At 32.7% G+C, this 13,040-nt stretch carries 7 protein-coding genes; 3 read left to right on the top strand and 4 right to left on the bottom strand.

The features are described 5' to 3' along the window. Window positions 1-84 precede the first annotated feature (84 nt). Complete coding sequence (gene mfd, locus IUY40_RS10855; protein WP_195736890.1) at window positions 85-3,450, bottom strand: transcription-repair coupling factor; 3,366 nt, start codon at window positions 3,448-3,450, stop codon at window positions 85-87. Beyond that, entirely contained in the window at window positions 3,443-4,048 is a 606-nt protein-coding gene (locus IUY40_RS10850) for a hypothetical protein (protein ID WP_195736889.1), read from the bottom strand. The genes mfd and IUY40_RS10850 overlap by 8 nt, the downstream gene beginning before the upstream one ends. A gap of 227 nt (window positions 4,049-4,275) precedes the next feature. On the opposite strand from IUY40_RS10850, the gene IUY40_RS10845 reads away from it, so the two are divergent. Next, complete coding sequence (locus IUY40_RS10845) at window positions 4,276-5,223, top strand: L-threonine 3-dehydrogenase (protein ID WP_195736888.1); 948 nt, start codon at window positions 4,276-4,278, stop codon at window positions 5,221-5,223. Between the two features lie 109 nt (window positions 5,224-5,332). Here the strand turns inward: IUY40_RS10845 and IUY40_RS10840 are convergent, their stop codons facing one another. Together IUY40_RS10840 and IUY40_RS10835 are read right to left on the bottom strand one after the other, a co-directional pair. After that, complete coding sequence (locus IUY40_RS10840) at window positions 5,333-7,210, bottom strand: M1 family metallopeptidase (RefSeq protein WP_195736887.1); 1,878 nt, start codon at window positions 7,208-7,210, stop codon at window positions 5,333-5,335. Window positions 7,211-7,272: 62 nt separating this feature from the next. Beyond that, entirely contained in the window at window positions 7,273-8,907 is a 1,635-nt protein-coding gene (locus IUY40_RS10835; RefSeq protein ID WP_195736886.1) for a S8 family peptidase, read from the bottom strand. A gap of 247 nt (window positions 8,908-9,154) precedes the next feature. On the opposite strand from IUY40_RS10835, the gene IUY40_RS10830 reads away from it, so the two are divergent. Beyond that, complete coding sequence (locus IUY40_RS10830) at window positions 9,155-12,328, top strand: T9SS type A sorting domain-containing protein (RefSeq protein ID WP_195736885.1); 3,174 nt, start codon at window positions 9,155-9,157, stop codon at window positions 12,326-12,328. A gap of 2 nt (window positions 12,329-12,330) precedes the next feature. Then, the gene (locus IUY40_RS10825; protein ID WP_195736884.1) at window positions 12,331-13,020 is read left to right on the top strand and encodes a SusE domain-containing protein; all 690 of its coding nucleotides are present in this window, start codon (window positions 12,331-12,333) and stop codon (window positions 13,018-13,020) included. Window positions 13,021-13,040 lie beyond the last annotated feature (20 nt).

Below are 13,040 nucleotides of genomic sequence, written 5' to 3'. Positions count from 1 at the left end.
GCCTATTTTATATTCAAGCCTTATAAATAAAAAAATGGCGTATGAAAATTCCATATGCCATTTTAAGTTTTTATTTTTCAGCATCTACTCCTCAAACAATTCCATCAACTCTAATGCTTTTTTAATCGATTTTACGTTATCAAAAGTCAATAATAAGCGTAAGCCATTAACGGTTTGTTTTTCTTTCATTTTGCAAAGCGTACTGTGTTTTTGTACAAATTGTAAAACGTTTCTAAACTTAGACGATTGATAATAATCTGATTGTTGATCAGACACAAAATATCCAATCATTTTACCTTGTTTCATTATCAGTCTTTCGATACCAACATTCGTAGCAATCCATTTTATTCTAATACTATTAAGTAACGAAACAGCTTGCCTTGGTAATGGCCCGAAACGGTCAATTAGTTTTCTTTCGTATTCTTTTAATCCAGCTTCATCTTTTATAGCTCCTAGTTCATTATATAAAACCAATCGTTCTGAAACGTTGTTGATATATTCATCTGGGAATAATAGCTCAAAATCGGTATCAATCTGCAGGTCTTTTACGTATTCCTTAGTATCAATATTATTTTCTTCAGGATATAAATCTTTGAATTCGTTTTCTTTTAATTCTTCGATGGCTTCGTTCATGATTTTTTGGTAAGTGTCAAAACCAATTTCATTGATAAAACCACTTTGTTCACCTCCTAATAAATCTCCTGCTCCACGAATTTCAAGATCTTTCATGGCAATATTAAAACCACTTCCCAATTCACTAAATTGTTCCAGAGCCTGAATTCGTTTACGTGCATCTTCAGTCATAGAAGAATATGGTGGACAAATAAAATAACAAAATGCTTTCTTGTTGCTTCGCCCTACTCGACCACGCATTTGATGCAAATCCGACAATCCGAAGTTATTGGCATTATTGATAAAAATCGTATTCGCATTTGGAACATCCAGTCCGCTTTCGATGATTGTTGTAGCAACCAGGACATCAAAATCACCATTCATGAATGCCAACATTAATTCTTCTAGCTTTGCGCCTTCCATTTGTCCGTGTCCGATTCCTACTCTCGCATTGGGAACCAAACGCTGAATCATTCCTGCCACTTCTTTTATATTTTCTATTCGATTATTAATGAAGAAAACCTGTCCGTTACGCTGAATTTCATACGAAATCGCATCACGAATCAACTCTTCATTAAACCCGACTACATTGGTCTCGATTGGATAACGATTCGGCGGTGGTGTAGTAATTACCGACAAATCTCGAGCAGCCATTAAGGAAAATTGCAATGTTCTCGGTATTGGCGTTGCTGTTAATGTCAACGTATCAACATTGGCAGCAATAGTCTTGAGTTTATCTTTTACGTTAACTCCAAACTTTTGTTCCTCATCGACAATTAGCAATCCTAAATCTTTAAAAACTACATTTTTGTTTACCAATTGATGCGTACCAATTACAATATCTAGTTTTCCTTCGGCTAAATCTTTAAGTGTTTGTGCTTTTTGTTTTGCTGTTCTAAAACGGTTTAAATACCCTACCGAAACTGGCATTTCTTTTAATCGTTCCGAAAAAGTACGATAATGTTGGTAGGCAAGAATTGTGGTTGGTACTAAAATGGCTACCTGCTTGCTGTTATCCACCGCTTTAAAAGCGGCACGAATTGCTACCTCTGTTTTTCCAAATCCAACATCGCCACAAACCAAACGATCCATTGGTCGGTCGCTTTCCATATCGGCTTTTACTTCCTGTGTCGATTTGGTTTGATCTGGTGTATCTTCATAAATAAACGAACTTTCTAATTCGTTTTGTAAATAACTATCTGGTGCAAATTGAAATCCTTTTTCCAATCTTCTTTTGGCATACAACTGAATTAAGTTGAATGCAATATGTTTGACACGCGCTTTGGTTTTTTGTTTTAAAATCTTCCAAGCGTTTGAACCCAACTTATAAATTTTAGGTGGTGTTCCGTCTTTTCCGTTATATTTGGAGATTTTATGGAGCGAGTGTATACTCACATACACAATATCATTATCGGCATAAACCAACTTGATGGCTTCTTGCGTTTTTCCTTCTACCTGAATTTTTTGTAAACCACCAAATCGCCCGATACCGTGGTCAATGTGCGTCACATAATCACCAACTGATAATGTTGTAAGTTCTTTAAGTGTAATATTCTGTTTTTTAGAATATCCGTTTTTAATATTGAATTTATGATAACGCTCAAAAATCTGATGGTCGGTATAACACGTAATCTGATTTTCATCATCAATAAAACCTTGGTATAATGGTAAAACGATGGTGTGATATTGCTTACGGATATTCTCGGAATTGGCTTCGTCCAACGTTTCAAAAATATCATGAAATCGTTTTGCCTGAGCATCATTCGAACAGAACAAGTAATTCTTATATCCATTAAAATGATTATCACTTAAATTATTCAGTAATAAATCAAATTGTTTATTAAATGATGGTTGCGGCTGAATATGAAAATCGTATTTCTTTATCGTTTTAAAAATTGGTTTATTAGCCAATTCTACAATCGAAAAATCCAATGCTTTTTTTATAAATGCCTTCTGATTTAAAAATAGCTGATCGGGTGTTGCCCGTTTAATTTCTTTTGATAATTTCTCATAAGCTTCTTCGGCTCTCACAAATTGCTTATCGAGTTGACTTAAAAAACCATCTGTATTCTGGATAAAAAGCACCGTTTTTTCAGAAATATAATCCAAAAAACTTTCTCTATTTTCCTGAAAAACTTTGTTCTCGACATTTGGAATTATCGTGATTTTTTTATGTGTTTCTACAGACAATTGTGTTCCAACATCAAAGCTTCGAATACTATCAACTTCATTTCCGAAAAATTCTATTCGGTATGGATTATCATTCGAAAAAGAAAACACATCGACAATTCCTCCACGAACAGAAAACTCTCCAGGCTCAGTAATAAAATCGACTCTTTTGAATTCGTATTCAAATAAAACTTCATTGATAAAATCAATTGAAATTTTATCACCTACTGATACTTTCAGCGTATTCTTATCTAACTCTTTTCGAGTCACTACTTTTTCAAATAATGCCTCAGGATAGGTAACAATTATAGCTGGTTTTTTACGCGAATTAATTCGGTTTAATACCTCTGCCCGAAGCAAAACATTAGCATTATCTGTATCTTCTATCTGATAGGGTCTTCTGTAAGATCCGGGATAAAACAATACGTCTTGTTCACCAATCAATTGCTCCAAATCGTTCAGGTAATAAGCCGCTTCTTCTTTATTATCCAAAATAACAAGAAAAGGCAATTCGGCTTTTTTAAACAAAGAACGGATTACAAATGAAACTGCCGACCCTAACAAGCCGTTAAGATGCAATTTCACTTCATTATTTTCTAATAACTGATTGGCAATTTGCTGTGTTTTAGGCAAATTATCGTACGTAGTATATAAAGCACTTTTACTCAACTCTAGGGATATTTGGATCTATACTCACATTAGGAATTGCTCTTGCAGTATCCTTTATCATTTTCATCAAATCTGATTCTCCTTCTTCCAACGGAATTTTATTCTTCTCAACTATTTTATCCATTTGTCTTTCTAGAGAGACCAATTCTTTATTGATATCACCAATTAAAAAAACAACTTTTTCATCAGGGATTCTATCTAAATGAATATACAAATCCATCATTTTAATCTTAGTAATTAAGATCGAAATTCGGCTTTTTATTTGTGGCTGATTAAATTGCTCAGGGATATTATTGTTTAATGCAATCGCTTTTCGAGCAATAGCACTTGATTTTTTCTGGAAAGCACCGATTGTTTTTTTAGGTTTTCCTTTTAATTCTTCAAGAAACTGGCGCCATTCGTTCCAACTTTTTATACTTTCTTCAGAAACTGTATTGATTGGAGTATCATAAAAAACCCAGCCTTTATTAATAGTATTAAAAATTAATTCTTTCTTCTTAGCTTCTTTTTTATTTTCGGCAAGTCGTTTTTCATCTTGATTTTGACAAGAATTTAAAAGAAAAACAAAAAGAAGAAAAAGAGATATTCTATATTTCATCGGTTCAAACATTAAGCTACAAAGTTACAAAGTAAATTTACAATTATGAATTCCCCTTTAAGAAGAAGTTATGATTTTATTGTGCTGTTTTCGATCAACTTCAGAAAATAGAAAAAGAAGAATAATCTTAAGAAATAAACATCCTTTATGAGAAGTTATTAAATAATCAATAGTAAATTAAAATATAATTGCGAAATCGCTACCTTTGCTAGACTAAACCAACTTAAATGAATCCTAAAATATTAATCATTGGTGCTTGTGGCCAAATTGGAACGGAGCTTACACAAAAACTACGTAAATTATACGGAACTGAAAATGTAATTGCATCGGATATTCGTAAATTAAATACTGACGTTGTTAATTCTGGCCCTTTTGAAGTAGTAAATGCCTTAGATTTCAACCAAATAGAACACCTTGTAGAAGTTCATAAAATAACCGACATTTATTTAATGGCTGCCTTATTATCCGCTACAGCCGAAAAAAATCCAGCATTTGCTTGGGATTTAAATATGAACTCATTATTTCACGTTTTAAACCTAGCTAAAGCAAAAAAAATAAAAAAGATTTTCTGGCCATCAAGTATTGCTGTTTTTGGACCAACAACCCCGAAAGAAAACACTCCACAATACACCATTATGGAACCTTCAACCGTTTACGGAATTAGTAAGCAAGCAGGTGAAAGATGGTGCGAATACTATCACAACATATATGGCGTTGATGTACGTAGCGTACGTTACCCTGGTTTAATTAGCTGGTCGACTCCTCCTGGCGGTGGGACAACTGATTATGCTGTTGATATTTTTTACAAAGCTATTGCTGATAAAAATTACGAGTGTTTCTTATCGTCAGAAACGAAAATGCCTATGATGTATATGGATGATGCTATCGAAGCAACCATAAATATCATGAAAGCTCCTGTTGAGGAAATTAAAATTCATTCTTCTTACAATCTGGCAGCAATGAGTTTTACTCCTACCGAAATTGCAAACGAAATTAAAAAACACATTCCTGAATTTGAAATTACTTACAATCCAGATTTCCGTCAGAAAATCGCTGATAGCTGGCCTGCAAGCATCGACGATAGTTCGGCTAGAGAAGATTGGGATTGGAAACATACTTTCGACCTTGAGTCTATGACAAAAGATATGCTTGAGCATTTAGGTAACAAAAAATAGAGCATTCAATTAAAAAATTTCCAAACCTCTAAAGCGTTATATCATATAAAAAGCCCTTAAAGAAAAATTATTCTTTAAGGGCTTTTACTTTTACGATTCATAAAGAGAATTACTTCACTTCATAAACATTATTTGCTGCTTTTACGTCAGCCATTAATCCACTTGGATCAATAACTATTTTCTTAATAGCATTTTTGCCTTTAGCAATTGTAAAATTATAAGTTGGCATTGCCCAAGCCCAGTCATTTAAAACTGTTCTTTTTACTGCTGGATTAGGATTTTCTTTTATAAAGTTCATCATTCGCAACGGAATGTAGAAACTCTCTTTTGTTCCATCCGTATATTCTACTGTTAAATCAATAGGCATTGGCATTCTTCCAATTCTTTCTAATGTCACAACTGTTTTATCTCCGCTATCACTTACATCCTTAATCCCATAATCAATTGTATTGGTCGTTTGCGTCCAATCGATTAAATACCAATCTAATTCAGCTCCCGATACACGTTCAGCAGTTCTTTTGATGTCATTTGGTGATGGGTGCTTAAATTTAAAATCGTTATAATATCTTTTTAATGTAGCATCTAGATTATCCTGACCAATTACATAAGCTAACTGCGAAAGAAAAATACTTCCTTTTACATAAGATGAAATACTATAAGGCCTGTTCTCGTCATAACGATCCCCATGTGTAGATTGTGGTTGTTCTTTACCAGATGCAACTAAGTTGTAATAAGCTGCATAATTCCCTTTAAATGGATTTTCTGCTTTTTTATCTCCAGCCAATTCATTCAACGCTAAATCTTCAACATACGTAGTAAATCCTTCATCCATCCATGGGTGCTTAGACTCATTTGAAGCTAAAACATGTTGAAACCAAGCATGCCCCAACTCATGTGTTGCTGTACCTAACATTCCTTGCAGAGTTCCATTTCCTAACATCAAAGTACACATTGCATACTCCATTCCGCCATCTCCTCCTTGAATAAATGAATATTGTTTGTACGGATATGGTCCAACTTTATGATTGTAAAAATCCATTACTTTCACCATTAACGGCTGTAGACCCTTCCAGTTCTCAATTATCTTTGGGTTGTTTTTATAAAAGAAATGCAAATCAACATCATTAGGTCCTTTTACAATATCATGAATATATTCATTATCAGCAGCCCAAGTAAAATCATGTACCATTGGCGCTACAAAATGCCATGTAAGTGTTTTGGCTTTTTTAGGATAAACTACAGTAACACCTGTGTCTTGATATCCATGACCAATTTCGTTTTTATTCTGTAAATAACCAGAACCTCCTATTGTATAATCTTTATCAATGGTAATCTTTACATCAAAATTTCCCCAAACACCGTGAAATTCTCTTGCGATATATGGATCTGCATGCCAACCTTCAAAATCAAATTCGGCTAATTTAGGATACCATTGAGACATTGACAAAGCAACGCCCTCTGTACTATTTCTTCCTGCACGACGAATTTGTACGGGAACCTGCCCATCAAACTCTAAGGTAAAAGTAGTTTTTGAGTTTGGCAAAATTGGTTTAGCCAAAGTAACCTCCATAATTGTCCCTGAAGTTCTAGTTACTGCTGTTACTCCATCTTGCTTAAAATTGGTGATATTAAGAAAACCTATTTCATTAGGTTTTAAAGTTTTCATACGGCTTTCCTTAACATCTTTACCGTCAACTTTCACCTTATTTATCATTCTTCCATCAGGATCTTTAATAGTTTGGACTCTAGCATCCATCTCGCTTCCTGGCTGAAACGCATTAAAAAATAAATGGTAAAATACTTTTCGCAACGTATCTGGTGAATTATTGGTGTAAACCAATTCTTGCTTTCCTTTGTACAAATAGTTTTTTACATCCATGGATACATCCATTTTATAGTCAACATGTTGTTGCCAATAGGGAGCGTTTTGAGCAACCAGAGAACCAAAACTAAGGCTCAAAAAAGAAACTAATATAATTTTTCGCATGGGTTATATAATAAAAAATGGAAGGGTTGCCACCCTTCCATCGGATTAATATTCTTTACAATTTATTTTTTTGACATTTTTTCTGCCATCAATAATGCATTATAAGCATTTACCATTCTACCTGTTTTTGATGATTCAGTTGATGAAACTGCTACTGGTTTTTCTTTTGAATTTGGATTCTCACCCAAAATAACCATTGCTGGAAGTAAAACGCCCGAATTCATTAAAATATGTTTTACCTGTGGAGCTGTTAACCCAGGATAATACGAACGGATTAATGCTGCAACTCCAGCTGCATTTGGCGAAGCCATTGAAGTTCCTTGTAAATACTTGTATTTATTATTTGGAATCGTTGCATAGATTTCTTCTCCAGGAGCAAAAACATCAACGTTTATTTTTCCAAAATTAGAAAAACTTGCTACTACATTTTCTCCGTATACTTTATTTATTGCGCCAATTGTAATTAAATTATCTGCAAATTCTTTGATATTATCTTCTGAGTCATTTGGATAATTAATATTTTTTTCAATATCAATATTATATCCATCATTCCCTGCTGCATGCACAATTAAAACATCTTTTTTAGCTGCATATTTTATAGCATCATAAACCCATTGTTTATGAGGAGAAAAACTTTTTCCAAAACTTCCGTTGATTACTTTTGCTCCATTGTCTACTGCGTAACGTATCGCCAATGCAATATCTTTATCGTACTCATCTCCATCAGGAACAGCTCTCACAGCCATAATTTCAACGTTGTTAGCAACACCATCTCCACCTAAATTATTGTAACGCAACTGCGCAACAATACCCGCTACGTGAGTTCCGTGTAATGCTTTTTCTTTAACTGGTCCACTAACGTTATTATTACCGTAACGAGTATCTTTAATGTTTTCTGGATTATCTCCTACAATTTTTCGACCATCAAATTCTTTGTTCAGATTAAAATTCAACTGATCATAAACGTGTTCTCTATATTCTTCAAAATCTACTTCAGGATTAAACGTAGCTCCTGCATTAGTAAAAACCTGAGTCATAATCATTTTACTTCTGGTTACTTTTGGATCTGTAGAGGTAATAGTACTTAAGTCTTCGAGTTTATAGTTGTCTTTATTCAATGCTTTTTTTACAGTCGAATGAACATCCAGTAAAAAATCTACTTGTTGTTTATCTTCTAATGCCTTTTCGTATTTTTCATTATACATCGCTAAGGCATTTTTATATTGCGCAGATCCATCATCAGCTTTCTTTACAATACGAGTCAGTTCTAAGTTTTCGTTTACAGCATCTCCAAGAAAGTTCCAACCATGAATATCATCTATAAAACCATTTTTATCATCATCAATTCCGTTACCAGGAATCTCTTTTGTATTCGTCCACACATTTCCCTTTAAATCCTCGTGTTCAATATCAACACCAGAATCTACAATTCCTACGATTACCTTTACCCCTTTTCTGTCTTTTAATAATTCGGCATATGCCTTGTCAACACTCATCCCAGGAATAGTATCTTTTACTAAATCTAGATGACTCCATCTTTTTAATTCATTGTCCGTAAGCGGAGCATTTTTTTTAATAATTGCAGGAGCAATTTCAACAACTGGAGGTGTAGTAATCGATGCTTGTTTTGTAGCACCACAACCTGCTAAAACCATTAACGCAAAAGCAGATATGTAAATAGGTTTGATACTATTCATTTATATAAATTTAATAAAAGTTAAAATATGGGTCTAATTTATGGTTTTTTGTTACAAAAAAAAGGCAGATTAACACACTCTTAGGAATCTTACTCACACTTTTTTTATCAAACTAGAAACGATTCAAATATAATCATTCTCTAGAAATGGATATGAACGAATTTAATTACAACCAGATAAATAAAATTTTAACAAGAAATAATTTGTATTTACGTATCATTGCAAATTCAAATTGTAAACTAAATCTATGAAAACAAAACTACTCTTATTGCTGTTATTAGCAAATTTTTCAATTTATGCTCAGACGAACTTAGTCCCTAATGGGGATTTTGAAACTTGGTCTTCATCCTCTCAGCCAAATAACTGGTACCGTTACTTTAGTGGCTTTATTTCGCAAAGTACAAACGCACAAAATGGCAAATCAAGTACTAACATGATGGTTGCCAGTGGAACTTTTAATTATATTAATAGTGACTATTTTCCTGTACAGGCAAACAAAACCTATCGTGTAACTTTATACCACAAAACCGTAAAAGGAACATTTTCTTCTATCGATTTAAGCCTCTATCACAAACCTGGTACTTTTAAGGAGGAAATAATCAAAAAATCTGATGTTACTTTTTCTAATACTGAATGGAGAAAAATTGAGTTTGAATATACTTCAAAAGTTACAGAAAACATAGAAGTAGATATCTGGACAAGAGGAACACTTGATTCTGAAATTTTAGTTGATAATGTATCTGTTGTAGATGTTGCAGATGTACCGCAGCAATATACTTTGATTCCTGATGTAAATTTCGAGAATAAATTAATTTCTTTAGGAATTGATTCTGGAGAAGTTGATGGTAAAATATTGACTAGCGTCATCAAGTCATTAAAAAACCTAGATCTTACAGGTAGTAACATTTCAGATCTTACAGGGATTCAAGATTTTACAGAATTAATCACATTAGGTCTTTATTCTAATAAATTAACAAGCATAGACATTTCTAAAAACACCGCTTTAGAATCACTTAATTGTGGCTGGAATTCTTTATCAACTCTAGATATTTCAAACAATTTAGCATTAACCAATCTATCTTGCTATTATAATAAACTAAAAAGTATAGATGTTTCTAAACACATCTATTTAAATTCTTTAAGTTGTGGTGGAAATGAATTAACTTTTTTAGACATTACCAAAAACATTCACTTAACCAATTTAAGTTGTATTACAAATAAACTGACCACAATAGATACCTCTAAAAATATTAATTTAGAACTACTTAGCTGTTATCAAAATCAAATAATAAATCTTGATCTTTCTAACAACACAAAGTTGTATCGTTTAGAATGTTTTGCTAACGACTTAACAACTTTAAATGTATCTAAAAATCTAAATTTAACTCACTTAAAATGCCAGTATAATTCTTTAGAAATGCTAGATGTTTCTAAAAACATAGCATTAAAAGAATTTGACGTTAGTTATAATCCAACCTTAAAGGAAGTAAATTTAAAGAACGGAAAAAACACCCTAATAGAATCAGACAAATTATTACTTACTACAAACCCTAGCTTAACTTGTGTACTTGTTGATGATGTTACTTATGCTAATATCAACTGGGCTAAAAGAAAAGATGCGCTTGCGAATTTCTCTGAGGCAATTTGTCCAACACCTGAATACACCTTAATACCCGATGCAAATTTTGAAAAATCTCTAATTAAAAAAGGGATTGACGGAGTTGAAGACGGTAAGGTACTTACTCAAGCAATTAACACTATTACAACACTAGATCTAAGTGATTATTACACCAATCTAGAAATCAACGACTTGACAGGTATTCAAGACTTTACAGCTCTTGAAGAACTAAAATTGCCTTACAATGGAAAAGGAAAGCTAATTAGTATAGATGTTTCTAAAAACCTAAAATTAAAAAAATTAAATTGTACACAAAACAAATTAACGAGCATAGATGTTTCTAAAAACTTAGCCTTAGCAGAGCTAAATGTCTCTTATAATAAATTAACAGACATAAATGTTACTAAAAACTTGGACTTAACAGTGCTAGATGTCTCTTATAATAAATTAACAACTTTAGATGTTACTAAAAATTTAGCCTTGACTAACTTATATTGTTCAGGGGCTGGTAGTAATAATGAAAACACAAATCAGAGTACACTAACAAGTTTGGATCTTTCAAAAAATATCGCATTAGAATATTTAAATGCTAGTCAAAATAAAAACATTAAAGATTTTAATCTATCAAACAACACAAATATAACCTCTATATCAGTAGGTTACAACAATTTAACAACGATTGATTTTTCGGCAAACAAAAAACTTACATACCTTAACTGTGAAGCTAATTTACTAAAAACCTTAGATCTTACTAAATACCCTCAATTGGAAAAATTATTCTGTGGCAACAATAGCATAACTAATTTAGATTTCAGCAAAAATCCATTATTAGAAATCGCATATGTTTCTAACAATATGTTAACATCTTTAGACTTTTCAAGTAGTCCAAATTTAAAACAACTTAATTGTAATAGTAATGACTTAATGAAACTAAACATAAAGAATGGAGGCAATGCTAAATTTAATAATGCTTATTATAACAGCTTTGCCAACAATCCTAATTTATCTTGTATAACAGTTGATGACGTTACATTTTCTAATAATACTTGGGCCTCATATAAAGATGCAAGTGCTAGTTATAACACTGAATGTGATTTTAGCCTTCCTTCAAAAAACTACACTATTGAATCAAAAGGAGAGTCTTGTATTAACGAAAACAACGGTGAAATTAGCATAATAGGAAATGCTAAGTTACCTTACACCGCCAGCATTAATGGAAAACCGTACGCTTTCACAAACAACACTTTAACCGCTTCTAACCTTAGCCCTGGAGCTTACAATATTATCATCACAATATTTGGAGAAAAATACGAACAAAACTTTAACGTTACTATCGCCAAGGCTACAACCGTTTCTGGAACATCTAACATAACTGCTAAAAAAGTAGATGTTGAGATTACAGAAGGAACAGCTCCTTTTACCGTTTTTGTTGATGGTCAAGCACAGTTTCAGACAACAGATTCTAATTTCTCTTTAGATTTAAACAAAGGCGCTTTATTAGAAGTAACCACTGCTAAAGCTTGTGAAGGTGTCTTTTCTAAAAAAATCACTTCATTGGATGCTATAAGAAGCTTGGCTGCTTATCCTAATCCAACATCTGGAAATTTTGAAATCGACGTACCTACTAACAAAAAAGAAATCAAAATAGACGTTTACAATTTTGGAGGTCAATTAGTTTCTACTAAAAATTATAACATCGAAGATGGAAAAGCATATTTGAATATTGAAAACCAAGCTTCAGGAATTTATGCTGTTAAAATCTATTTAGACACTCCAGAATACATTAAAATTATAAAAAAATAAAAATGAAGAATTTTATATACCTATCAATCATTAGTTTACTATTTACAGCTTGTGGTAGCGATGATTCAGATCCAACTCCCAAAGCTAATGTAGCGCCAACAATACCGGCATTGGTTTCTCCGGCAGACAATAAACTATGTGTAGACAATAGTGTTTCTTTTAAATGGGACAAAGCTACAGATGCAAACAATGACGCTATAACCTATCAAATTCAAATTTCAAAAGACAATACTTTTGCTCAAATTGACAAAAATTTTGAAGGAGCAGATAATAGCATCTCACTTGTATTAGACAAAAACACGGCCTACTACTGGAGGATAAAAGCAAACGACAATAAAGGATTAGCAAGTGCTTATTCTACTATTTACAAATTTTATACTGCTGGTAATGCTGAGATAAATCATCTGCCTTTTGCACCAAGTTTACTGCACCCAATTTTAAGTAGTACATTGAGCACAGCGACAGCCTCTTTAAAATGGGAAGCAACAGATGTTGATGCAACAGATGTTCTAGCTTATGATGTCTATTTTGGAACTGCAAACCCTCCTACCCAAAAAATAGCTAAAAACAAAACAGCTAATGCACTCGATGTAACATTAGAACCTGCAAAAGAGTATTTCTGGAGAGTTATTGTAAAAGATAATAAAGGAGGAGAAACTGTTGGTCAAGTTTGGAAATTTAAAACCAACTAAAATTTAAAAAATCACAATTA

This window comes from Flavobacterium sp. ALJ2 (assembly GCF_015594725.1).
Lineage (GTDB): Bacteria > Bacteroidota > Bacteroidia > Flavobacteriales > Flavobacteriaceae > Flavobacterium.
Note: the sequence above shows the minus strand (reverse complement) of the source record. Positions and strands in the feature narration are given on the sequence as shown.